Genomic DNA, 23,152 nt, shown 5'->3' on the forward strand with positions numbered 1-23,152 from the left:
CCCCCTCCCCCGCACTTCGCAAGTCACCTCGCCGCCCTCTCCCGCGGCACCCGCCGTCGGCCGATGCCGATCGCGGGTCGACCGTGTGCGTCGCGGTTGGACATCCTCCGACCGCTGGGCGCACCCCGTCCCGGTCCGTGCGGGCCGATGCCGACCATCGCACTCATGGCGCCCTGCGTTGCGACGCGGTGCGATACCAGCCGCTGCGATCGGCATCCACCAGACCCGCCAACTCCAGGGAAGTCAGCGCGGCGCGTACAACGTGCAGCGGCAGACCCGTTCGGGTGGAGAGTTGGACGGGGAGGCGGCGACCGTTCGCCGGAACGGCCTCGTAGACGGTGGCGGAGTCGCCGCAGAGAGTCGGTCCGGCGCTGCCGTTCGGGCCCGGTGTGTTCGGCGTCGACAATCGCAGGGGACCTATCTCATCGATGACCTCGTCCGCCGAGGTGACCAGCAGTGCCTCGCCGTCGCGGATCATGCGATGGCAGCCGACCGACGCGGCCGAGGTGACGGGGCCCGGCGTCGCGAAGGCGGGTCGTCCGAGTCTGCGCGCCCACTTCACCGTATTGCGGGCTCCGCTCCGAATTCCGGCTTCCACGACCACGACGCCGTCGGCCAGCCCCGCGATCAGGCGGTTTCGGGCGAGAAATTGATGCTTACGCGCGGTGGTGCCCGGTGGATATTCGCTCACCACGAGCCCCGTCTCGGCTATCTCCGCGAGCAGTCGTTCGTGTTGGGCCGGATAGGCACGATCGATCCCGCAGGCAAGTACCGCGACGGTGGTGCCGCCGACCGCCAAGGCCGCCCGATGGGCCGTCGCGTCGATACCGAAGGCGGCGCCGGAAACGACGCTGATACCGCGGCGGGCGAGATCACTCGCGAGATCGCCGGTGACCCTGTCGCCGTATCCGGTACTGCACCGCGCACCGACCACCGCGACAGCACGGTCGGTCGATTCCGTCACCGAACGCGCCCCGCGCACCCACAACACCAGCGGCACTCCACCGTCGGGCTCGGAATCGGTACTCCGCGCGGTGAATCCGAGCATGCGCCACGCGGGCCAATCGGGATCGTCGGGAGTCACCACCCGGCCACCCACGCGCTGAGCCGCCTCCAGATCCCGCGCCGCGCAATCGAGCTCGCGCCGCTGCGCGGTGGGCGCCCGCAGAGATTCCGGCAAAGCGCATTCACGCACCGCTCGCGCCGCCTCGACCACCCCCACGGCCTCGATCAAGGCCGACAGCGCAGCGCACGGCCCCTGCGTAACCCGCGACAGATAGACCCACGCCAAGCGCCGCTCATCGAGACCGCCCGGCGGCGCGTCGAGATCGACGGTCCCCACGGTGCCGTCATCAGCGCCGTGGATCACCTCGTGAACGCCGAATCCCGCACCGGCATTGCCGGACTCGCCGATCCCCGGTGTGGACCTGGGCGGTCGATTCTCGGTCCAACCGGCCACCGCCTCGTCCCGCCGAGGCACGCCGGGCGCGACCTCGTCGACGGCGAGCTGCTCGCCTCCCCGGCCGTGCCCCATCGGGGGTGACGGTAACGACTGATGATCGGGGTTCTCGGTCACTGCGTACCTCGCTGACGGAAGTTCAGGGCCAGCAGGACATCTTCGGCGCTGGGGCTTTCGCCGCCGCGCAGGTCGCAGATGGTCCATGCGACTCGGATGGCTCGGTCGGCTCCGCGTGCCGACATGCGGCCGAGGCGTAAGGCCGATTCCACAGGTGCGACGGCCGCGGGTGACAGCGGGAACTGTCTGCGCAGTGCGTGGCCGGGGACCTCGGCGTTGGTGGTCCAGCCGTATTCCTGCCAGCGGTGGACGGCGGCTCGTCGCGCGGCGGCCACGCGTTCGCGCACGACCGCGCTGCTTTCGGCTTCGGTCTCGGAGAATGTGCCGCCCGCTTGGCCGTGCATGCGGACCCAGATATCGATGCGGTCCATGAGCGGACCCGACAGTTTGCCCAGATATCGGCGGCGAGCCAGTGGCGCGCAGATGCAGTCGACGTCGCGGGCGGAGGCGCAGGGGCAGGGATTGGCGGCCAAGACCAGTTGGAATCGGGCGGGATAGCGGGCCACACCGTCGCGCCGTGCTATGCGAACCTCACCCTCTTCCAGGGGAGTACGCAGAGCTTCAAGGACCTTGGTGCCGATCTCGGCGCATTCGTCGAGGAACAGGACGCCACGGTGTGCGCGGCTGACCGCGCCGGGGCGGGCCGATCCCGATCCGCCGCCGACCATCGCCGCGGCAGAGGTGGAGTGGTGGGGAGCGACGAAAGGAGGTGTGGTGACCAGGGGGTGGTTGCCCGCGAGTGCGCCCGCCATCGAGTGGATCGCGGTGACCTCGAGCGACTCGGATTCGGTGAGCGGGGGAAGCAGACCCGGGAGGCGTTGCGCCAACATGGTTTTGCCGATGCCGGGCGGGCCGGTGAGCAGCAGGTGGTGTCCGCCCGCGGCGGCCACTTCCAGTGCCCATCTGGCCTCGTCCTGCCCCACGACCTCGCTAAGATCGCCGCCGGGGTGCACCGGATCGGGTAACACCCGGTCGGGTTCGAGCAACGAACACTCTCCGCGCAACCACGACACCACATCCCGCAACCGGCCCGCGCCCACCACCTCGATGCCGTCCACGAGCCCGGCCTCGGCCAATGCCGCCTCGGGAACGACGACCGTGGACCAACCCGCACCGCGGGCGGTCAACACCGCGGGCAGCACCCCACGCACCGGCCTGACCCGACCGTCGAGGGCGAGCTCGCCGAGCAGGACGGTGCGCCCGAGCCGCTGCGAGGGCACGGCGCCGGCCGCGTCGAGCACCGACACGGCCAAGGCCAGGTCGTAGACGCTGCCGACCTTCGGCAAGGTAGCGGGCGAGAGCGCGAGTACGACGCGGCCGTCGGGCCATCTCTCCCCGGAGTTCGCCACCGCGGAGCGCACCCGATTGCGCGACTCCTGCAGGGCGGTGTCGGGAAGTCCGACGAGGTTCACCGAGGGCAGTCCCTGGCCGATATCGGCCTCGATCTCCACCAGGTGTCCGTCGACACCGGTGACAGCCACCGAATGGGCCCGACCCAGCGCCATCAGAAGACTCCCTGGAGGTGATCGATGACCGGCCGGTATCCACGGCGCAGCACGACCGCGACCACGTCGAAGCGGACGGTGAGCCAGGGGCCGTCCTGTTGGGTGAGCCAACTCAGCGCCACCGTGCGAATGCGACGCTGTTTGGCGAAGGTGACCGATTCCGACGGCGCGCCGAATCCGGGGCCGGTGCGGGTCTTCACCTCGATGAAGGCAGTGACCTCGCGGTCGCGGGCGATGAGATCCAGTTCGCCATAGCGGCAGCGCCAGTTGCGCGCGACGATCCGCATACCGGCGGCTTCCAGATAGCGGGCCGCCAATTCCTCCCCTTGTGCGCCGAGCGCCTGTTTATCTCCCACTCGGCAAGCATGGACGCCCGCGGCCGATCGGCCCCGCAGCCGACCTGGGCGAATACCCGCCCTGTTGACAACGGCACGCCTGTGGACAACACGGCCGCGCCGCCGCGGTCACTCGGGAAGCCGCAGGTCCGGCTTCTCCAGCTCTTCGATATTGACGTCCTTGAACGTGATGACCCGCACATGCTTGACGAATCGGGCGGGGCGGTACATATCCCACACCCAGGCGTCGCTCATCCGCACTTCGAAGTACACCTCGCCGTCGGCGTTCTGCGGGCGCAGTTCGACGGAATTGGCCAGGTAGAAGCGGCGCTCGGTCTCCACCACGTACGAGAACTGACCGACGATGTCCTTGTACTCGCGGTAGAGCGAGAGTTCCATCTCGGTTTCGTACTTCTCGAGGTCCTCGGCACTCATCGGGTGGGACGTCCTCCTTCTCGGCGCACTGCTTTCGATGTGCGACGTTCGCGGGGCCCTTCGTGTACACGCATGCCGCCTCCGGGCCCGTCACTCACGCCGCTGCGTCGTATGTGGACATCATCTCGCATGGGCGGCATCGGTAGCCACTCGGCCGTCCGCCACGCCCTCGGCGATGGCCGCCTCGGCGGCCTCGACGAGGTTCGCGCGCGGGCGCGACCCCACCGTGTCGTGCACGTTGCGCCACGACCGGCGATGCTCGCTGCTCGGCCCGAGCCGTTCCAACGCGGCGATGTGTTCGGGCGTGTTGTAGCCCTTGTGGGCGGCGAATCCGTAGCCGGGCAGCTTCCGGTCCATCTCGACCATGATGCGGTCCCTGGTGACCTTGGCCAGGATGCTCGCGGCCGCGATGCAGGCGGCCGCGGCATCGCCGCCGATCACCGGCAGCGATGGCACCGGGAGGCCGGGTACCCGGAATCCGTCGGTGAGCACGTAACCGGGAGTGTGCCCCAGGCCCGCGACGGCCCGGCGCATCCCCTCGATATTGGCGACGTGGATGCCGATGGAATCGATCTCCCAAGCGGGCACCACGACGACCCGGTAGGCCAATGCCAGGCGGGTGATGACGGGAAACAGCTCCTCGCGGGTCGCCTCGGTGAGCTTCTTGGAGTCGTCGAGGCCGGCGAGTTTGTCATACGCCTTCGGGGCGAGCAGACAGGCCGCCACCACCAGCGGACCCGCGCATGGTCCGCGTCCGGCCTCGTCGACACCCGCCACCGGACCAAGGCCGCTGCGGATCAACGCCGCCTCCAAGGTGCGCAGACCGCTCGCGCGTCGCATCACCACCCGCGGCGGCCACCCGCCGTTCGACATCACAGCCACTCGCCCCTGATCCACACTTCGATTATCCGCGCCCCGTCCGAAATCAATTCGTCTGGGGATCCTGGGATTTGACCGGGCCGATCCGGTTGGGCGGCCAGATCTTGAACACCGCGCGCCCCCGGACATTGTCGATCGGGACGGTGCCCTGGAGATCGTCGCCCACATGAGCGCGGGAATCGGCGGACTGGTTGCGGTTGTCGCCCATCACCCACAGGTGACCTTCGGGCACCTTGATCGGGCCGAAGACCCGTCCGGCCGGATACGTGGGGTTCTGCTGGCCCGGCACCCACTTGTAGTCGTTGTGGACATACGGCTCGTCCAGCGGTTTGCCGTCGACCATGACCCGGCCCTCGGCGTCACAGCACTGCACGGTCTGACCGCCCACCGCGATCACCCGCTTGACGAGGTCGTTCTCGTCGGGGGGCACGAGCCCGAAGAAGGAGAAGAAGTTCTGCACGCCGCGCACGACGGTATTGCTCGAGCGAATCGACTGGTACCTGGTGTTCCAGGACGGCGGTCCGACGAAGACCACGACGTCGCCCGGATGCGGGTCGCTCCAGTAGGAGGTGAGCTTCTCGACGTAGATGCGATCGCCGGTACAGCCCGTGCACCCGTGCAGGGTGGGTTCCATCGACTGGGACGGTATGACATACGGGCGACCGACGAAACTCACCATCAGCGCGGCGATCACCGCCGCTATCACGATGAGGATCGGCAACTCCTGCCAGAACGGGCGTTGCTTCTTGGCCTTCTGCCTGCGCCCGCCGCGGCGACCGCGCGCCGCCCGCTCATCGTCCGATCCGGACATCGCCACCGACCCACTTTCGTCTGCCACGCCGAACAGAGTAGCCCGGCACCGTGACCTACCGTCCGGTGCCGGGCTACGAAAATCTTTCGCGGCGTTCCCGCCTCAGGAAAAGGCGCTCAGCGCTTTTCCTTGATCTTGGCGGCCTTGCCACGCAGATCGCGGAGGTAGTACAGCTTGGCACGGCGGACGTCACCGCGGGTCACGACCTCGATGTGGTCGATATTGGGGGTGTGTACCGGGAAGGTGCGCTCCACACCCACGCCGAAGGACACCTTGCGAACGGTGAAGGTCTCGCGGACGCCGCCGCCCTGGCGCCGGATGACGACGCCCTTGAAGACCTGGATGCGCTCCTTCGAGCCTTCGATGACCTTCACGTGCACATTGAGGGTGTCGCCCGGCCGGAAGTCGGGAATGTCGCTGCGCAGCGACTTCTCGTCGACGAAGTCAAGGGTGTTCATGTCCATCCTTCTGATGTGTGCGCGAACAGAGGACCCTGGCGGCACGGTGTGCTCGACCGGTTCATGCTCCGAATTAAGGGATGCTCCCGGGGTCGAACATGCACCCGGGGCAACCTGTGCATTGTGCCAGACCGGGCGCACGCTGGAGAAATCGGCCTGCGCGTCAGGTGTCGGCCCGGCGTTCCCAGGGCAGGTGATGCGGATGCGGGGATGGCGGCGCGGGCACCACCTTCCTGGCCAGTTCGGCCTCGGCCGCGGCCCGCACGTGCTCGACATCGGGCTTACCGGCGATCAGGTCCTGGATGAAGATCTTGGCGCGGATGACCGGGCGGCGGTAGCGCCGTTCACGCACGATCGCGCGGTACATCAGCCTGCGGCGATCGGCGTAGCGCCACCGGGCCCACGGCGCGCCCGGCCTGCTCAGACGTAATGCGCCGACGACGAGCAGCGGCGGGAAGAACATCCCGAAAAGACCCGTCCAGATCTTGCCCTTGGCGATGACGATGGCCGCGAGCATGAGATTGACCACGGCGAACAGACTGACGACGACGCGCGCCTCGGTACCCATCGAACTGCGGAAGTCATTGATCTCCAGCAGTGACAGCGGATGGAAGCCGAGCAGCAGCAGACCGGTCACCGCCAGCGCGACGAAGACCGCGTCCACCGAGGTACGGCCCTGCTCCTCCCAGTAGACGTCGCGCAGGTAGTAGATCAACGCGAATTCGTCGAGGACGAGGGCGGCGCCGACGCCGAAGGCGGCCGCGAGACAACTCGCGGTCAGATTGTCGGCGCTGTCGTACACCGCCACCATGCCGAGGCCCGACCCGAGCACCAGGATCACGCCGAACACCATGTGGTGAATGTGCACGCTGCCCGCGCGCAGATTCCCCGGCCACCAGCGCACCTGTTTGCGAATCAGGCGCACGCTGATCCTGATGAACAGGAACCCGACGATGAAGCCGAGCAGGAAGCACAACAAGGGGAGGCGGCCCTGCGCGATCACATCCTGCTCGAGCCATCTGCGCATCGTCGCGCGCCCCCTTCGTCGGCGCTCGGGCCGCTACTGGCCGAAACCGGCCCGGCGCAGCGCGTCGGCCATCGAGCCGCTCGGCGCGGGCCCCCCACGGCGCGCATTGCCCTGGTTGCGTCCCTGTGCCTGATTGCGGCCCTGCTGCTTACCCTGTCCATTCTGCCGTTGCCGATCGCCCCCGCCGCCCGATCCGCGCCCGCCCTGACCGCGATTGCCGCCGGATTTGGCCGCCCCGCCCGGCTCGTCGTCCAGGCGCAGCGTCAAGCCGATGCGCTGACGGGCGACATCGACCTCGAGCACCTTGACCTTCACCACGTCACCGGATTTGACGATCTCCCTCGGGTCCTTGACGAAGTTGTGCGACATGGCCGAGACATGGACGAGCCCGTCCTGGTGTACGCCGACATCGACGAAGGCGCCGAAGGCGGCCACATTGGTGACCACGCCCTCGAGCACCATTCCCGGCGACAGGTCGGCGACCTTCTCCACGCCCGCCGCGAACTCCGCGGTCTTGAACTCGGGGCGCGGGTCGCGGCCGGGCTTCTCGAGCTCGGCGATGATGTCGGAGACCGTGGGCACACCGAAGGTCTCGTCGGTGAAATCGGCCGGGCGCAACGCCCGCAGCGCCGAGGTGTTGCCGATCAGCTCGGTGACTCCCGCGCCCGTGCGCTCGAGGATTCGGCGCACCACCGGATACGCCTCGGGATGCACCGCGGAGGAGTCGAGCGGATCGTCGCCGCCGCGGATACGCAGGAAGCCCGCGCACTGTTCGAAAGCCTTCGGCCCCAACCGCGGCACGCTCATCAGCGCGGTGCGGCTGCGGAACGGCCCGTTCTTGTCGCGGTGCGCGACAATGCTCTCCGCGAGCGATCCGGCGATGCCCGAGACCCGCGACAGCAGCGGCACCGACGCGGTGTTGACGTCAACGCCGACCGCGTTCACCGCGTCCTCGACCACCGCGCCCAGCGACCTGGCCAGCAGCGTCTCGGACACGTCGTGCTGATACTGGCCGACGCCAATGGACTTCGGGTCGATCTTCACCAGCTCGGCCAGCGGATCCTGGAGGCGGCGGGCGATGGACACCGCGCCGCGCAGCGACACGTCCATATCGGGCAGTTCCTGCGAGGCGTAGGCGGAGGCCGAGTACACCGAGGCGCCCGCCTCCGAGACGACGATCTTGGTGGGCTTGTTCTCCGTTATGCGCGAGATGAGTTCGGCGGCCAGCGCGTCGGTTTCGCGCGAGGCGGTGCCGTTGCCGATGGCGATGAGTTCGACGCCGAAGCGGGCCACCAGCGCACCGAGCACCGCGAGGGATTTCTCGGTCTGCCCCTGCGGTTTGTGCGGATAGATGACCTCGGTGGCGACCACCTTGCCGGTGGCGTCGACCACGGCGACCTTCACGCCCGTGCGGTAGCCGGGATCGAGTCCCATCGTGGTGCGGGTGCCCGCAGGCGCGGCGAGCAGCAGATCGCGCAGGTTGGCGGCGAAGACGTCGACCGCGTCCTTCTCGGCCGCCTGCCGTAGCCGCATCCGAGTGTCGATACCCAGGCTCACCTGCAATTTGGTGCGCCAAGCCCAGCGTACGGTGTCGAGCAGCCAACTGTCGGCGGCGCGGCCGGCGTCCGCGATGCCGAAACGCACCGCGATGCGGCCCTCGTAGACCGTGCGCTCCCCCGGCTCCGGCTCCTCGGTATCGGATTCGAGTTGCAGGGACAGCACCTCCTCCTTCTCCCCGCGCAGCAGCGCGAGAATCCGGTGCGAGGGCAGGGAATCGAACGGTTCGCTGAATTCGAAGTAATCGGCGAACTTCGCGCCCGCCTCCTCCTTGCCCGGCCGCACCGAGGATTTCAGCTGCCCGCGGTTCCACATGAGTTCACGCAGTTCGCCGACCAGATCGGCATCCTCGGCGAAGCGCTCGACCAGGATGGCGCGAGCGCCGTCGAGTTGTTCGGCCGTGTACCGCGCGGGATCGGTGTCGGGATCGGTGAGCAGCGCGTCGGCGACCGGCTCGTGCCCGGCCTCGCGCGCGATCTGGGCCTTGGTGCGGCGCTTGGGCTTGTAGGGCAGGTAGATGTCCTCGAGGCGGGCCTTGGTCTCCGCCGTCATCAACTGACCGAGCAGCGCGTCGTCGAGTTTGCCCTGGCCCCTGATGGATTCGATGATCACGCCGCGACGTTCGTCGAGTTCGCGCAGATAGTGCAGACGTTCGTCGAGCTGACGCAGCTGGGCGTCGTCGAGACCGCCGGTGACCTCCTTGCGGTAGCGCGCGATGAAGGGCACCGTCGAGCCCGCGTCGAGTAGTTCGACGGCCGCGGTGACCTGACTCTCGCGCACACCGAGTTCCTCGGCGATGCGACGGCCGACGCGGGCCGGAGGGGTTACCGCGGCGCCGGTCGGTGCGGCGGCGGTCGTGTCGGTGTTCGTCGCTGAACTGGCGATCTCGGGCGCTGTCGTCACGCCGCAGACACTACCTCTGTCCGCTGACAGCCCGCCGACACCCAGGTGAATGACCTCGACGAGCCACACGACAGGCGACGGACGGGCCCACCGCGTGCGCTCGACCGCCGTACCGCCGCGGCGAGGCGCTCACTCGTGTGCGGTTTCCCCGAGCAGGTCGGGGCGGCGCAGGCGGGTGCGTTCGAGGGATCGCTCGTGGCGCCAGGCGGCGACCTTCGCGTGGTCGCCGGACAGCAGGATCGGGGGGACCTCGAGTCCGCGCCAGGTCACCGGTCGGGTGTAGCTGGGCCCCTCGAGCAGGCCGTCGGAGAACGAATCCTCCTGGTGGGACTGCTGATTGCCGAGTACGCCCGGTATGAGTCGTACGAATGCCTCGGTCATCACCAGGACCGCCGCCTCGCCGCCGATCAGCACGTAATCGCCGATGCTGACCTCCGCGACCCGGACCCGGCGGGCGGCGTCGTCGAACACCCGCTGATCGATGCCCTCGTAGCGGCCGCAGGCGAAGACGATGTGTTTCTCCCCCGCCCAGCGCTGCGCGGTGGCCTGGGTGAACGGCACGCCCGCGGGTGTGGGCACCACGAGCAGGGCGTCGTCGGGACACACCTCGTCGAGCGCGTCGCCCCAGACGGTCGGTTTCATGACCATGCCGGGGCCGCCACCGTATGGCGAGTCGTCCACCGACTTGTGGACATCGTGGGTCCAGCGCCGTAGATCGTGGACCTCGACGCTGATCAGCCCCTTTTCGATGGCCTTGCCGAGCAGCGCGGTGCGCAGCGGTTCCAGATATTCCGGGAAGATCGTGACGACATCGAGTCGCATCGCCGCTCCTGCGCTAGTCGGGGTCGAGCAGACCCTCGGGCGGATCGATCACGACCAGCCGCTCCGACAGCGACACCGTCGGCACGATGGCGGTGACGAACGGGATGAGGATCTCGCGGCCGTCCTCGGCGGAGCGCACCGACAGCAGTTCACCGGCCGCCGAATGCAGCACGTCCTCGACCGTGCCGATATGGGTGCCGTCGGTGAGATGCACGGACAGCCCCTCGAGTTCGTGATCGTAGAACTCGTCCGGGTCGTCCGAGGGCGGCAGATCGGCGCTGTCGACCACGAACAGCGTGCCGCGCAGTGCGTCGGCGGCCGAGCGATCGGTGACGCCGGACAGGACCACCAGCAGACGGCCGGAATGCTCCCGGACCGATTCCACGGTGAAATCGCGGATCCCGGAGGAATCCGCGGCCGAGGAACGCGCCGAGCGACCCCGCAGGGTGGCGCCCGGCGCGAAACGAGCCTCTGGTTCGTCGGTGCGGACCTCGACGACGAGCTCGCCGCGCACACCGTGCGACTTGGCGACCCGCCCTATGACGAGTTCCATCTACTGGTCGGTGTCGACCACGTCGACCCGGATACCGCGACCGCCGATTCCGGCGACGAGCGTGCGCAGGGCGGTGGCGGTGCGCCCGCCGCGGCCGATGACCTTACCAAGATCCTCGGGGTGTACGTGCACCTCGACGGTCCGGCCTCGGCGACCGGTGATGAGCTCGACACGGACCTCGTCCGGATTGGCGACGATGCCGCGAACCAGATGTTCGACGGCATCGGCGACGACGGCGCTCATTTACTCGGCTGCTTCGGTCTCGGCGGCCTCTTCCTTCTTGGCGGCCTTCTTCTTGGGTGTGACGGCCTCGGCGACCGGCTCGTTGTCGGCGGCGGCCAGCGCGGCATTGAACAGGTCGAGTTTGGACGGCTTCGGCGCCTTGACCTTCAGCGTGCCCTCGGTGCCCGGCAGGCCCTTGAACTTCTGCCAGTCACCGGTGATCTCCAGCAGGCGCTGCACCGGCTCGGTCGGCTGCGCGCCGACACCGAGCCAGTACTGGACGCGCTCGGAGTCGATCTCGATGAGCGAGGGCTCTTCCTTGGGGTGGTACTTGCCGATGGACTCGATGGCCCGGCCGTCACGACGGGTGCGGGCGTCCGCGACGACGACGCGGTACTGCGGGTTGCGGATCTTGCCCAAGCGGGTGAGCTTGATGCGAACAGCCATGCTGATCTGCCTCTTTCATTGGTTGGTCACGACACGATTCAGCGACCCGCACGGTCTGCGAGCCCGGTTTCGCGCTTGGAGTGTGTGACCGCCGCGCGGTACGTAACCGGAGACGGGCTGACACTTGTCCATGAGGACGGTGGACCATTCTGCCAGACGGGGTGATCGCGGCGGAAATCGCGTCGCTAGGCCGCCCGGTATCGCAGCAGGACCACACCCGAGCGGAACCGCTTGTTCTCGATCAGTCGCAGTGCGGGCACCTCGACGCCGTCGGTGAACAATCTCGCCCCCTCGCCCAGGACGACCGGATACACGAACAACCGGTACTCGTCGACCAGACCGGCCGCGATCAGCGCGTGGACCAGCGTGATACTGCCGGTGCTGACGATATCCGCGCCCGGCCGCCGCTTCAGCGCACGCACCTCGTCGAGCCCGCGCAGCACCTCCGAATTGCGCCAGCCCGGATCCATCATCGACGTGGACACCACGTACTTCGCCATCCGATTCAGATCGTCGGCGATCCCGGTCTCGTCGTCGGCCTGCTCCGGCCAGTAACCCCGCATCTGCTCGAAGGTCACCCGGCCGAACAACACCGCGTCGCACCGCGCCGTATGCGCCGTCAACTCCGCGACGATGTCCGAATCGTCCGCCTCGGCGGCCCCGCCGACCGTGAACCACCCCCGCGTCGCGTCGATCACCCCGTCCAGCGTGATGTTCTCGGTGACGACGAGATCCCGCATGACCGCACCTCCCTGTCGACGACACGTCCTACAGGTGCGGACGAGTCCGCGCCCGCGAAGTCATCGCTGTCGCACCGGCCGCGTCACCCGAGTGCGGAAGTGTCGATCTCGACCGGAACCGGCCCGGGCGCCACGATGGTCTCTCCCGAAACCGCGAACACCTCCTGCACATAGCCGGATTCGCCCAGGCGATACCCCTCGAATCGCGGCGGTTTTCCTTCGGGAAGTTCCACCACCCACAGATAGGGGACCTTCGCCGACGCGTAACCCGCGATCTTGGTGTCCCTTTCGGCGCGGGAATTGCCCGGAGACCACACTTCGACCGCCAGCACCAATTCCTCCGACGCGAAACTGGTCCGCTTGAAATCCACATTCACCACCGCGATGTCGGGAATGACGCCGGTGCGGAATTCGGTGCTGATGCGTACGGCCACGGCGGGCAAGACACGCAGGTCGTCGCGACTCGACGTTCGAATCGCGTTGCGCAGGACGATCGCCAGCTCGAAAGCGGCAAACTGGTGCGGCCCACCGGGCGGCGGCGTCATGTAGGGATACCCCAGAATCAGTTCGAGTCGAGATCCATCCGACGGCTGCTCCTCGGCGAGCCAGTCGTCCACGGTCATTGGTCCCAGCGGATGGATCATCGCAACCTCGGCGCTCGTCGTCGTCATACCGCCCGATCTCCCGTGGCCTACGGCCACCTGTCGCTGGATTAGAACACAGGACACCGTCTCCGAAGATCGAGCAGTACCCGTGATATCGACGGTAGTTCGCTTCCTCCTCGGGAATCCACCGCTCGACGGTGGAAAATGCCTCAGCGGTGGCCGGTTACCGGACCGGAACGGACCACTCGGCCGCGCAGGACCACGTGGCGGGGGGTGGTGAGGATGGCGGGTGTGGTTCGGGGGTCTTCGTCGTAGACGACGAAGTCGGCGGGGGCGCCGTGGGTGATGCCGGGGCGGCCGAGCCAGGTACGGGCGTTCCAGGACGCGGCGCCGAGGGCGTCATGGGGCGACAGGCCCGCGGCGGTGAGGGCGGCGATCTCGTCGGCGATGCGGCCGTGGCGGATGGAACCGCCTGCGTCGGTGCCCGCGTAGACGGGCACGCCCGCCGTGTGCGCCCTACCGACGGTGTCGCGGACGCGGCGATGCAGATCACGCATGTGGGCGGCGTAGACGGGATACTTGTCGGCGCCCGCGGCGATATCGGGGAAGGTGTCGATATTGACGAGGGTGGGGACCAGTGCGGTGCCGTGCTCGACCATCATCTCGATGGTGTCGTCGGTGAGTCCGGTGCCGTGTTCGAGGCAGTCGATGCCCGCGTCGATGAGACCTGGCAGGGCGTCTTCGCCGAAGACGTGCGCGGTGACCCGGGCGCCATTGGCGTGGGCGGCGTCGATGGCCTCCTTCAGGACCGAGTCGCTCCACAGCGGACGCAGGTCGCCCACCGAACGATCGATCCAGTCGCCGACGATCTTGACCCAGCCGTCGCCGAAACGGGCCTGCTCGGCGACGATCTCGGGCAGGTCGCGCTCGTCGTCGAGTTCGATGCCAAGTTCCCGGATATAGCGTTTGGGCCGGGCGATATGGCGACCCGCGCGAATGATGCGCGGCAGATCCTCGCGGTCGTCGATGAATCGGGTGTCGATCGGCGATCCGGCGTCGCGCAGCAACAGCGCGCCCGCGTCACGTTCGATCGCGGCCTGGGCGACCGCGCCATCGCGATCCTCATGCCCGCCACCGTAGCGAATGCCGACGTGACAGTGCGCGTCGACCAACCCCGGCACGATCCACCCTGTGTCGCAGAGTGTTTCGGCATCCGGCACCGGCTCGGCGGACACCCGGCCGTCGCGCACCCAGAGGTCGCGGACCTCGTCACCGGGCAGAACCACACCGCGCAGACGCACACCGACCTCCTCGACCTCGACTGCCACCGAACCTACCCGGGCGGGAGCCTTCGAGTCGGTGTGCGCCCGCCTACTTCTTGGGGAACTTCAGCTTCGACAGGTCGAAACCTTCGAGTCCGGGCGGCAATTGGTCCAAGCCCGCAGGCATATTCGACAGGTCGACGCCCGGCGGCATTGCGGGCATACCCGCGGGCATGCCGGGGAAGCCGCCGCGCACCTTCGGCGGAGTCGGCCCGCGACCGCCCTTCTTCCCCTTCTTGCCCTTGCGGTTGTTGGCGCGCCGCGAACCCGGCATGCCCATCTGGCGGCCCATCGCCGCCATCATCTTCTTGGCCTCGAAGAAGCGGTCGACCAGCTGGTTGACCTCCGAGACCTGCACGCCCGAACCGTTGGCGATGCGCAGGCGGCGCGAGGCGTTGATGATCTTCGGATCCGCGCGCTCGGCGGGGGTCATACCGCGAATGATGGCCTGCACGCGGTCGAGCTGCTTGTCGTCGACCTGGGCCAACACATCCTTCATCTGCCCCGCGCCCGGCAGCATGCCGAGCAGATTGCCGATCGGGCCGAGTTTGCGAATGGCCAGCATCTGGTCGAGGAAGTCCTCGAGGGTGAGTTCACCGCTGCCGATCTTGCGCGCGGCCTCCTCGGCCTGCTGCGCGTCGTAGACCTGTTCGGCCTGCTCGATGAGGGTGAGCACATCGCCCATACCGAGGATGCGGCCTGCCATGCGGTCCGGGTGGAAGACGTCGAAGTCCTCGAGCTTCTCACCGGTGGAGGCGAACATGATCGGCGCGCCGGTCACATTGCGTACCGACAGCGCGGCGCCGCCGCGGGCGTCACCGTCGAGTTTGGTGAGCACGACGCCGGTGAAACCGACGCCGTCGCGGAACGCCTCGGCGGTGCTGACCGCGTCCTGGCCGATCATGGCGTCGAGTACGAACAGTGTCTCGTCCGGCTGGACCGCGTCGCGAATGCCCGCGGCCTGACGCATCAGCTCTTCATCGATGCCGAGACGACCGGCGGTGTCGACGATGACCACGTCGTACTGCTTGGCCTTGGCCTCGGCGACACCGGTGCGGGCCACCTCGATCGGATCGGCCGCGGTCATCCCGAGCTGATTCTCGCCGCCGCCCACCGAGGTGCCCGGATGCGGCGCGAAGACCGGGACGCCCGCGCGTTCGCCGACCACCTGGAGCTGGGTGACGGCGCCGGGGCGCTGGAGATCGCAGGCCACGAGCAATGGCTGATGTCCCTGTCCCTTCAGCCATTTCGCGAGCTTGCCCGCCAGCGTGGTCTTACCCGCGCCCTGTAGGCCGGCGAGCATGACGACCGTCGGCGGATTCTTGGCCAGGCTCAGCCTGCGGGTCTCGCCGCCGAGGATGGCGATGAGCTCCTCGTTGACGATCTTGACGACCTGCTGGGCGGGATTGAGCGCGCCGGAGACCTCGGCGCCCTTGGCGCGCTCTTTGATACGGGCGATGAACCCGCGCACCACCGGCAGCGCGACATCGGCCTCGAGCAGGGCGAGCCGGATCTCCCGGCAGGTGGCATCGATGTCGGCCGGTGACAGACGCCCCTTACCGCGCAGATCCTTGAGTGCACCGGTAAGCCGGTCGGACAGGGATTCGAACACCGATCGCGCTCCTGATCTCGGGGGACGTCCCTGGGGGACGGCAGCCGGGACAACCGGCCGGAATGGACGAGGTTCCTCCCAGGGTAATGGGATCGTCCACTTCGGCGCGCAACCGGTGTCGAACAGGTCGCGGGCGGCCTCAGCCGAAGGCGCGGCGGCGGGGCCGCACCGCCCGACGGTAGTCGTGATTCTCCGCGCCCACCATGAATGTCGCCTCGCGGCCGGTCAACCCCAGTTGCAGAGCCAACTCGTCGAGTAGCGCCCATTCGGCGTCGGTGCCGATCTCGCGGGTGGCGACCGTCGTGGCGATCGTCATCGCGGTCACCGCTTGCTTGCCGGTCAACGTACGTCCCGGTAGCCAGGAGACGACCCACCGGTCGCCACCGACGCAGCGCGCCATGTGGGTCGTCTCGTCACTGGTCATCGTTCGCGCAGAAACAACTTCGATTGCCACCGAACCGCTCCCCTCGTGCTCGCGATAGCCGGACGGTCTGATACTAGGGTCGGCCGGACCACCAGCCGCAATGTTCCAGCAAATGATGTGCAACGGTTTGGTTTCTTGGCACATCCGGCAACAGAACGGCGGATCGCTGAGCAAACTGGGCATTTGGTAAATAGTCAGGAAACCTGATCGCCGCCCGGCGTCGTGGTCTCCTCGGGCTTCTTCGGCGCGGGTCGCGGCACCACTTCCAGCACCGCCTTCTCGATCGCCTCGCGCCGCGCCGGACCATCGCTCGCGCCGAGGTCGAGCCCGAAGACGTCCACGACCGCCGAGCCCATCGTGAGCACCTTGGCCCAGCGCACATCCGCGCCCGCCGCGGCGAAGGTCGCGGCCAGACGGCTCAGCAATCCGAGACGATCCTCGGCGCGCAGTTCCAGGATCGCCCGCCCCGATACCGAGTCATCGAACCAGATGACCCGCGGCTGTGCCTGGGCGTACGGATTCGGACCCGTTCCGGTCGCCTCGCGCTCCCGCTTCGCCAGCAGCGCGGGAAGATCCAGATCCCCCGCACTCGCCCGGATCAGCTCCTGACGCAGCAGACCGGGGTCCGGCGGATCGCCGAACTTCGGCGACACCATGAACGTGTTCACCGCCGACGGACCCGTACCGCCCACCGAGGCCGACAGCACCCGCAGCGAATGCAGCGCGAGCACGCCCGCCGCGTCGGAGAGCAGACCGGACGAATCGGGCGCGATCACCGTGACGACATAGGTGTACTTGCCCTCCCCCGGCCGCAGGTCGATGTGCACACCGCCCTCGGTGGCCTTCTCCAGCAGGTCGGGGGCGATGGCTTCGGGGGTCGGCAGCGCGTCGCCCGCCATCACCAGACGGCAGCGGCGCACGAGTTCCCCGATCAGCGATGCCTTCCAGTCGCCCCACACGCCCGGTCCGGTGGCCAGCGCGTCGGCCTCGGCGAGGGTGTGCAGCAGTTCGAGCAATTGCACCTCGCCGTCGAGGGCCTCGACCACGACTCGCACGGTCTCCGGGTCGCCGAGATCGCGCCGGGTCGCGGTCTCGGGCAGCAGCAGGTGGTAGCGGACGATGGCGCTGAGCGTGCGCACATCCGAGGGCCACAGTCCGAGCCTGCGGCCGATCTGGGTGGCCAGATCGGCGCCGACGACGCTGTGGTCGCCGGTGCGCCCCTTGCCGATGTCGTGCAGCAGGGCGCCGAGCATGAGCAGATCCGGACGCGCGACCCTGGTGCTCAGCGCACTGGCGTAGGCGACGGTTTCCATCAGGTGGCGATCCACCGTCCAGGTGTGGATGGCGTCGCGCGGGGGCAGATCCCGCACCGCGCCCCATTCGGGCAGCAATCTGCCCCACAGCCCCGTGCGATCCAGCGCCTCGATGGCGTTGATGACGCCGCGTCCCGACCCGAGCAGCACCAGCAGATCGTTGAGCGCGTCCTTGGGCCAGGGCTCGCGCAGTTCGGGAGCGTCCTCGGAAAGCCGATTGAGGGTGGTGGCGGACATCGGCAGCCCGGTCTGCGCCGATGCCGCCGATACCCGCAGGATCAGCCCGGGATCCCGTTGCGGGCGCGCGTCCCGCGCGAGCACCACCTCGCCGCCGTGCTCGACCACCCCCTCATCGAGTGGTCGACGCACCGGCATGCGGCGCAGGCGCGCGAGTCCGCGCCGTGGCAGGGCGTTGGCCGCGGTCCGCAGCCCGACGTCCACGGAGTAGCTGACCGTCCGCGCGGAATCGCTGAGTGTGCGTGCCAGATCGAAGCGGTCGCCGATCCGCAGCGCCGCCCCGATCTCGTCGGCGTCCTGGGCGCGCAGTTGATCCCGCGCCCGGCCCGCCACCCGGTGCAGTTCGGTGCGCACGTCCAGAAGGCGGCGATGCGCGTGCCGCAGACCGCCGCCGGGCACGTCCGGTCCGAGACCGGGCATGGCGTCGGTCAACTGGGCGACGGCCAGGGCGTCGAGCAGTTGGATGTCGCGCAGTCCGCCGCGCCCGTTCTTCAGATCGGGTTCGGCGCGGTGCGCGATCTCGCCGCTGCGCTGCCAGCGGGCGTGCGCCTGGGCGATCAGTTCATCGAATCGGGTGCGGATTCCGGTGCGCCATTCCCGGCGCACACCGCCGATCAGCAGGTTGCTCAACTCGACGTCGCCCGCGATATGGCGCGCCTCCAGCATGCCGAGCGCGGCGATCAGGTCGTCGCCCGCGACGCGCAGTGCCTGGGGGACGGTACGGACACTGTGATCGAGCTTGATATGAGCGTCCCACAGCGGATACCACAGTGAATCGGCGACCTCGGCGACCCGGGTCGGGTCGACATTGTCGTGCAGCAGGACCAGGTCCAGATCCGAGTAGGGCAGCATCTCACGACGCCCGAGGCCGCCGACCGCGACGATCGCCAGACCGCTGTCGGCGACGATGCCGAGTTCGGACCCCTTGCTGGTAAGCCACAGTTCATAGAGATCGACCAGTGCCGATCGCAGCGATTCGGCGTCGAGCCGAGGATTGCGTGGCAGCCCGCCGTCGAGTAATTGCTTGCGTGCCCGGACCAGGTCCGCGGCCCCGCTGGACACTTTGGACACTTTGTCGTTCGCCTGTCTACCGCTGTCACGCTCGTTGCCCACGACCCACCGCCCATCCAATGCTTGCGGCCCCGCCCCGACCGGGCAATCCGGTAGGAGCGAGGCCGCCGCTCGATTCGTTTTTCCGTATTGTCCGTTCGGTCTACAGAGCGTCGGTTCCGCGTTCGCCGGTCCTGACCCGGATGATCGCCTCCACCGGGGTCACCCAGACCTTGCCGTCACCGATCTTGCCGGTGCGCGAGGCCTCAACGATCACCTCGACGACCTTGTCGACCGAGGCGTCGTCGACCACGACCTCGACCCGAACCTTCGGTACGAAGTCGACGGAGTATTCGGCGCCGCGGTAGACCTCGGTGTGGCCCTTCTGCCGCCCGTAGCCCTGCACTTCGCTGACCGTCATACCGAGCACACCCGCCTGCTCCAGACCGGACTTGACGTCCTCGAGCGTGAACGGTTTGACGATTGCCGTGATCAGTTTCATAGTCGTCATGCCTCCTTGACGAGCGAGCGCGCCGTGCCACCCACAGCAGCGAAATCGTATGCGGTCTCAGCGTGCTCGGACTCATCCACGCCCACCGATTCGCTCTCCTCGGAAACGCGGAGGCCGATCGTGAACTTGATGATGTACGCGATCACGGCCGTGGCGACCAGGGAATACGCGAGCACGGTGAACGCACCGACAGCCTGCAGCTTCAACTGCTCGATACCACCACCGTAGAACAAGCCTTCGACCGCCGCCGGTGCTTCCGGCGCGGCGACCAGGCCGACCATCAGCGTGCCGACGAGACCGCCGACCAGGTGGACGCCGACGACGTCGAGCGAGTCGTCGAAGCCGAACTTGAACTTCAGGCCGACCGCGAGGGCGCACAGCGCACCGGCGACGACACCGATGGCGATCGCGCCGACGATGTTGACCGAGGAGCAGGACGGGGTGATGGCGACCAGACCGGCCACGATGCCCGAAGCCGCGCCCAGCGAGGTGGGCTTGCCGTCGCGGATCTTCTCCACCACGAGCCAGGCAAGCATGGCCGCGGCGGTCGCGATGGTGGTGGTCAGGAACGTCGCGCCCGCGATGCCGTTGGAACCGACGGCGGAACCGGCGTTGAAGCCGTACCAGCCGAACCACAGCAGACCGGCGCCGAGCATGACGAACGGCAGATTGTGCGGGCGGAACGGCGTCTGCGGCCAGCCCTTGCGCTTGCCGAGTACCACGGCCAGCACCAAGCCCGCGGCGCCCGCGTTGATATGGACCGCGGTACCACCGGCGAAGTCGATCGCCTTCAGGTTGTTGGCGATCCAGCCGCCCTGCTCACCGGTGTAGCCGTCGAAGGCGAACACCCAGTGCGCGACCGGGAAGTACACGACCGTTGCCCAGATGCCCGCGAAGACGAGCCAGGAACCGAACTTGAGGCGGTCGGCGACCGCGCCCGAGATGAGGGCGACCGTGATGATCGCGAACATGAGCTGGAACGCGACGAACACCGACAGCGGGATGGTTCCGTTGAGTGGAACCGCCGCCGGGGCCGCGGGATCGGTGGAGGCCAGGTAGCTACCACCGAAAACGCTCTTCAGTCCGAAATATTGCCCCGGGTCGCCGATGAGGTTGCCTTTGTCCTCACCGAATGCCATCGAGAAGCCGTATAGCGACCACAGGATCGTTATCAATCCCATGGAGCTGACGCTCATCATGATCATGTTCAGCACGTTCTTGGAGCGGACCATGCCGCCGTAGAAGAACGCCAGTCCGGGTGTCATCAACAGCACGAGCGCCGCACTCGCCAGCATCCATGCGGTGTCACCGGCGTCCGGCGCGCCGATTACGGGAAATGCCACCTTAATGTCCTCCTCATCTCGGGCCCAGCCGATTACGGCAAATGGACCTGCACAGAAGGTTCCTCACTCGGTGTTTCATCCGTCATGCTGCAATGTTTCACCCCTGTGAACGGATAGCCGGTTTGTGTTGCTACCACGTTTCGTGACGTACACCACACGTTTCGCCGCAGGTGTGAGGGCCGCGCCGCATGATCGAAATGGCAGTTACCGATCGGTAGGATTCGGCAAACATTCCGCCTACCGCACACGGTGTTTGCGGGCGCCTCGCCGAACGGCGGGAAATGAATCCGCCTGCGGCATCGGTACCACAGAGAATTCCGCGACTCACCGTGAAACGGCAAATTCCCCGCAGCCCGAATTATTCGGGCCGCGAGGATTCGCCGAGGTCATCCGAGCAGCGCGTCCACGAACGCGCCGGGCTCGAACGGCGCCAGATCGTCGGCGCCCTCCCCGAGGCCGACCAGCTTCACCGGCACGCCCAACTCGTGTTGGACCTGGAAGACGATGCCGCCCTTGGCGGTGCCGTCGAGTTTGGTCAGCACCACACCGGTGATGTCGACCACCTCGGCGAAGACCCTGGCCTGGGCGAGGCCGTTCTGGCCGACGGTGGCATCGAGGACCAGTAGCACCTCGTCCACCGGCGCCTTCTTCTCCACGACCCGCTTGACCTTGCCCAACTCGTCCATCAGACCGGTCTTGGTGTGCAGCCGGCCCGCGGTGTCGACCAGCACCGCGTCGACGCCTCGGTCGATACCCGCGGCGACGGCGTCGAAGGCGACCGCGGCCGGGTCGGCGCCCTCCTTGCCGCGCACGGTCTCCGCGCCGACCCGCTCGCCCCAGGTCTGCAATTGATCCGCGGCGGCGGCGCGGAAGGTGTCCGCGGCGCCGAGCAGCACGCGGCGGCCGTCGGCGACCAGCACGCGCGCCAACTTGCCGGTGGTCGTGGTCTTCCCCGTGCCATTGACCCCGACCACGAGGAGCACCGACGGGTGGTCCGCATGCGGCAGTGCGCGCACGGACCGGTCGAGTTCGGGACGCAGCGCCTCGACGAGCACCGAACGCAGGACCTCTCTGGCCTGATCGGTGGTGCGGACGCTGCGGGAGGCCATCTCCTCGCGCAGTCTGGCGACCACAGATTCGGTACTGGCGGTGCCGAGATCGGCGAGCACGAGGGTGTCCTCGACCTCCTCCCAGGAATCCTCGTCTAGATCGCCACCGCCGAGCAGACCGAGCAGACTCTTTCCGACGGCGTTCTGCGACCGCGACAGACGGCCCCGCAGGCGCGTCAGACGGCCCGCGGTGGGTTCGATCTCCTCGAGGGCGGGTGCGACGGCCTCGGGCGTCTCGGCGGGCGCGGGAGGCGTTCGCACGGTCTCGACGGCGGGTGGCGCCGCGATCTCCGGCGCGGGGGCGGTGTCTTCGGGAGCGCGCACTTCGGTCGGGGCGGTGTCGGGAGCCTCGACCACGCGCGGCGCGGTCTCCTCGACGGGCGGGGCGGTCGCGCCCGCGGCGGTGTCGAGGGTGGCGGTGTCCACATCCGCCTCGGGTAACGGGATGTCGGTGATCCCCCGCTTCGGCGCGTCCCGGGGGATGGCCGCGTCGTCGCCGACATGCGGCTGCCCTTCGGTGTCGGTGCGCTCGATCGGCACGGGTTCCGGGCGGGTCTCGGTGGCCGTGCCCCCGCGACTGAAACTGAATCCACCGGACGCGGTATATCCGCCAGACCGGTCGGTCAGTTCCTTGTCCTCGGTCGGCGCCGCCAGCGACACCCGGCGGCGCTTGTACAGGATGAATCCGGTCACCAGCGCGACGAGCAGCAACGCGGCGACCGCGGCAATCAGAATCCAGGCTTCGGAACTCACGCCGACCATCCTTGCAGAAAGGTCGCCGCGGGCAGGTCGCCGTGTCGCGCCGCAGGTCGTCGGCCCGCGAACCGCTCGATCCGACCGCGAAACGGCCGTCGACACAGCCCCCGAGATTTCTTGTCCTGCGGAACTTCTCGCGAAGTGACAATAGGATCGGCGACGTGACCGATCGAAACGTGCTTGGGGGGCCGCTGGAAGAGTGCGGCACCGATCCACTCACCGGCTTCTACCGGGACGGCTGCTGCAGCACCGGCCCGGAGGATCTCGGTAGCCACACGGTGTGCACCGTAGTCACGGCTGAGTTCCTCGAGCATCAGGCGTCCATCGGGAACGACTTGAGCACACCGCGCCCGGAGAACAATTTCCCCGGATTGCAGCCCGGCGACCGCTGGTGCGTGGTCGCCGTGCGCTGGTTGCACGCCCATGAGGACGGCGTTGCCGCCCCCGTCGTGCTGGCCGCCACCCATGAGAACGCCCTCGAAGTGATCTCCATGGACATCCTGCGTAAATACGCCGTCGACGTTCCCGACGACGTCAGCGATCTGCTCTGAGCCCGCCGAGTTCGACGCCGCGCCGCACGGCAACCAGAATGATCCGGTT

The 23,152-nt window shown here is 68.1% G+C and carries 23 protein-coding genes; 1 reads left to right on the forward strand and 22 read right to left on the reverse strand.

Going from position 1 to position 23,152, the window contains the following annotated elements:
* Nucleotides 1-163 precede the first annotated feature (163 nt).
* The 22 genes from dprA to ftsY all read right to left on the reverse strand — a co-directional run bounded on the left by dprA (nt 164) and on the right by ftsY (nt 22,558).
* Nucleotides 164-1,534 carry a DNA-processing protein DprA gene (dprA, locus tag APZ21_RS17280; RefSeq protein WP_082393181.1) on the reverse strand — a complete coding sequence of 457 codons (1,371 nt, stop codon included), beginning with the start codon at nt 1,532-1,534 and terminating at the stop codon, nt 164-166.
* A gap of 38 nt (nt 1,535-1,572) precedes the next feature.
* Complete coding sequence (locus APZ21_RS17285; protein WP_054814293.1) at nt 1,573-3,081, reverse strand: YifB family Mg chelatase-like AAA ATPase; 1,509 nt, start codon at nt 3,079-3,081, stop codon at nt 1,573-1,575.
* Nucleotides 3,081-3,437 carry a YraN family protein gene (locus APZ21_RS17290; protein ID WP_054814294.1) on the reverse strand — a complete coding sequence of 119 codons (357 nt, stop codon included), beginning with the start codon at nt 3,435-3,437 and terminating at the stop codon, nt 3,081-3,083. Before APZ21_RS17290 ends, APZ21_RS17285 begins: the two co-directional genes overlap by 1 nt.
* A gap of 108 nt (nt 3,438-3,545) precedes the next feature.
* Nucleotides 3,546-3,851, reverse strand: coding sequence for a DUF2469 domain-containing protein (locus tag APZ21_RS17295; protein WP_011210678.1), 306 nt, complete (start codon nt 3,849-3,851; stop codon nt 3,546-3,548).
* Between the two features lie 120 nt (nt 3,852-3,971).
* A complete protein-coding gene (locus APZ21_RS17300) occupies nt 3,972-4,724 on the reverse strand; it encodes a ribonuclease HII (RefSeq protein WP_054814295.1) in 753 nt (250 codons plus the stop codon).
* Between the two features lie 52 nt (nt 4,725-4,776).
* Nucleotides 4,777-5,541 (reverse strand): signal peptidase I, encoded by a 765-nt coding sequence (lepB, locus tag APZ21_RS17305; protein ID WP_054814443.1) that lies wholly within the window; start codon nt 5,539-5,541, stop codon nt 4,777-4,779.
* Between the two features lie 116 nt (nt 5,542-5,657).
* On the reverse strand, nt 5,658-5,999 hold the full coding sequence (gene rplS / locus APZ21_RS17310; RefSeq protein ID WP_054814444.1) for a 50S ribosomal protein L19: 342 nt from the start codon (nt 5,997-5,999) through the stop codon (nt 5,658-5,660).
* 163 nt (nt 6,000-6,162) lie between these two features.
* Nucleotides 6,163-7,026, reverse strand: coding sequence for a hypothetical protein (locus tag APZ21_RS17315; protein WP_054814296.1), 864 nt, complete (start codon nt 7,024-7,026; stop codon nt 6,163-6,165).
* Nucleotides 7,027-7,059: 33 nt separating this feature from the next.
* On the reverse strand, nt 7,060-9,381 hold the full coding sequence (locus APZ21_RS17320) for a Tex family protein (RefSeq protein WP_054814445.1): 2,322 nt from the start codon (nt 9,379-9,381) through the stop codon (nt 7,060-7,062).
* A 234-nt stretch (nt 9,382-9,615) separates the two neighbouring features.
* Complete coding sequence (gene trmD / locus APZ21_RS17325; protein WP_054814297.1) at nt 9,616-10,308, reverse strand: tRNA (guanosine(37)-N1)-methyltransferase TrmD; 693 nt, start codon at nt 10,306-10,308, stop codon at nt 9,616-9,618.
* A gap of 13 nt (nt 10,309-10,321) precedes the next feature.
* Nucleotides 10,322-10,861, reverse strand: a complete 540-nt coding sequence (gene rimM, locus APZ21_RS17330; protein WP_054814298.1) for a ribosome maturation factor RimM — start codon at nt 10,859-10,861, stop codon at nt 10,322-10,324.
* A complete protein-coding gene (locus tag APZ21_RS17335) occupies nt 10,862-11,104 on the reverse strand; it encodes an RNA-binding protein (RefSeq protein WP_054814299.1) in 243 nt (80 codons plus the stop codon).
* A complete protein-coding gene (gene rpsP, locus APZ21_RS17340; RefSeq protein ID WP_054814300.1) occupies nt 11,105-11,530 on the reverse strand; it encodes a 30S ribosomal protein S16 in 426 nt (141 codons plus the stop codon).
* 185 nt (nt 11,531-11,715) lie between these two features.
* On the reverse strand, nt 11,716-12,270 hold the full coding sequence (locus APZ21_RS17345) for a dihydrofolate reductase family protein (RefSeq protein WP_054814301.1): 555 nt from the start codon (nt 12,268-12,270) through the stop codon (nt 11,716-11,718).
* A gap of 83 nt (nt 12,271-12,353) precedes the next feature.
* Nucleotides 12,354-12,941, reverse strand: a complete 588-nt coding sequence (locus APZ21_RS17350) for a Uma2 family endonuclease (RefSeq protein WP_082393182.1) — start codon at nt 12,939-12,941, stop codon at nt 12,354-12,356.
* Nucleotides 12,942-13,084: 143 nt separating this feature from the next.
* Nucleotides 13,085-14,176 carry an amidohydrolase family protein gene (locus APZ21_RS17355; protein WP_054814446.1) on the reverse strand — a complete coding sequence of 364 codons (1,092 nt, stop codon included), beginning with the start codon at nt 14,174-14,176 and terminating at the stop codon, nt 13,085-13,087.
* Between the two features lie 70 nt (nt 14,177-14,246).
* Nucleotides 14,247-15,809, reverse strand: a complete 1,563-nt coding sequence (gene ffh, locus APZ21_RS17360; protein WP_054814303.1) for a signal recognition particle protein — start codon at nt 15,807-15,809, stop codon at nt 14,247-14,249.
* A 139-nt stretch (nt 15,810-15,948) separates the two neighbouring features.
* The gene (locus tag APZ21_RS35650; RefSeq protein WP_239476674.1) at nt 15,949-16,416 is read right to left on the reverse strand and encodes a hypothetical protein; all 468 of its coding nucleotides are present in this window, start codon (nt 16,414-16,416) and stop codon (nt 15,949-15,951) included.
* Nucleotides 16,417-16,427: 11 nt separating this feature from the next.
* The gene (locus APZ21_RS17370; protein ID WP_054814305.1) at nt 16,428-18,896 is read right to left on the reverse strand and encodes a [protein-PII] uridylyltransferase; all 2,469 of its coding nucleotides are present in this window, start codon (nt 18,894-18,896) and stop codon (nt 16,428-16,430) included.
* Nucleotides 18,897-18,996: 100 nt separating this feature from the next.
* The gene (locus tag APZ21_RS17375; RefSeq protein WP_039799550.1) at nt 18,997-19,335 is read right to left on the reverse strand and encodes a P-II family nitrogen regulator; all 339 of its coding nucleotides are present in this window, start codon (nt 19,333-19,335) and stop codon (nt 18,997-18,999) included.
* 5 nt (nt 19,336-19,340) lie between these two features.
* The gene (locus tag APZ21_RS17380; protein ID WP_054814306.1) at nt 19,341-20,687 is read right to left on the reverse strand and encodes an ammonium transporter; all 1,347 of its coding nucleotides are present in this window, start codon (nt 20,685-20,687) and stop codon (nt 19,341-19,343) included.
* Nucleotides 20,688-21,073: 386 nt separating this feature from the next.
* Entirely contained in the window at nt 21,074-22,558 is a 1,485-nt protein-coding gene (ftsY, locus tag APZ21_RS17385; protein ID WP_371852285.1) for a signal recognition particle-docking protein FtsY, read from the reverse strand.
* Nucleotides 22,559-22,713: 155 nt separating this feature from the next.
* On the opposite strand from ftsY, the gene APZ21_RS17390 reads away from it, so the two are divergent.
* Nucleotides 22,714-23,103 (forward strand): DUF2237 family protein, encoded by a 390-nt coding sequence (locus APZ21_RS17390; protein WP_019048221.1) that lies wholly within the window; start codon nt 22,714-22,716, stop codon nt 23,101-23,103.
* Nucleotides 23,104-23,152: the final 49 nt, after the last annotated feature.

Origin of the sequence: Nocardia arizonensis, assembly GCF_001310275.1 — a bacterium.
Classification (GTDB): Bacteria; Actinomycetota; Actinomycetes; order Mycobacteriales; family Mycobacteriaceae; genus Nocardia; species Nocardia arizonensis.

What these genes read in the sequence shown, in the direction of transcription:
- dprA (WP_082393181.1), bottom strand. Translation starts at nt 1,534, where the DNA reads ATGGGGCACGGCCGGGGAGGCGAGCAGCTCGCCGTCGACGAGGTCGCG.
- lepB (WP_054814443.1), bottom strand. Translation starts at nt 5,541, where the DNA reads ATGTCCGGATCGGACGATGAGCGGGCGGCGCGCGGTCGCCGCGGCGGG.
- APZ21_RS17375 (WP_039799550.1), bottom strand. Translation starts at nt 19,335, where the DNA reads ATGAAACTGATCACGGCAATCGTCAAACCGTTCACGCTCGAGGACGTC.
- APZ21_RS17285 (WP_054814293.1), bottom strand. Translation starts at nt 3,081, where the DNA reads ATGGCGCTGGGTCGGGCCCATTCGGTGGCTGTCACCGGTGTCGACGGA.
- APZ21_RS17335 (WP_054814299.1), bottom strand. Translation starts at nt 11,104, where the DNA reads ATGAGCGCCGTCGTCGCCGATGCCGTCGAACATCTGGTTCGCGGCATC.
- rpsP (WP_054814300.1), bottom strand. Translation starts at nt 11,530, where the DNA reads ATGGCTGTTCGCATCAAGCTCACCCGCTTGGGCAAGATCCGCAACCCG.
- rimM (WP_054814298.1), bottom strand. Translation starts at nt 10,861, where the DNA reads ATGGAACTCGTCATAGGGCGGGTCGCCAAGTCGCACGGTGTGCGCGGC.
- APZ21_RS17315 (WP_054814296.1), bottom strand. Translation starts at nt 7,026, where the DNA reads ATGCGCAGATGGCTCGAGCAGGATGTGATCGCGCAGGGCCGCCTCCCC.
- APZ21_RS17350 (WP_082393182.1), bottom strand. Translation starts at nt 12,941, where the DNA reads ATGACGACGACGAGCGCCGAGGTTGCGATGATCCATCCGCTGGGACCA.
- rplS (WP_054814444.1), bottom strand. Translation starts at nt 5,999, where the DNA reads ATGAACACCCTTGACTTCGTCGACGAGAAGTCGCTGCGCAGCGACATT.
- APZ21_RS17300 (WP_054814295.1), bottom strand. Translation starts at nt 4,724, where the DNA reads ATGTCGAACGGCGGGTGGCCGCCGCGGGTGGTGATGCGACGCGCGAGC.
- APZ21_RS17345 (WP_054814301.1), bottom strand. Translation starts at nt 12,270, where the DNA reads ATGCGGGATCTCGTCGTCACCGAGAACATCACGCTGGACGGGGTGATC.
- APZ21_RS35650 (WP_239476674.1), bottom strand. Translation starts at nt 16,416, where the DNA reads ATGCCCAGTTTGCTCAGCGATCCGCCGTTCTGTTGCCGGATGTGCCAA.
- ftsY (WP_371852285.1), bottom strand. Translation starts at nt 22,558, where the DNA reads ATGGTCGGCGTGAGTTCCGAAGCCTGGATTCTGATTGCCGCGGTCGCC.
- APZ21_RS17295 (WP_011210678.1), bottom strand. Translation starts at nt 3,851, where the DNA reads ATGAGTGCCGAGGACCTCGAGAAGTACGAAACCGAGATGGAACTCTCG.
- trmD (WP_054814297.1), bottom strand. Translation starts at nt 10,308, where the DNA reads ATGCGACTCGATGTCGTCACGATCTTCCCGGAATATCTGGAACCGCTG.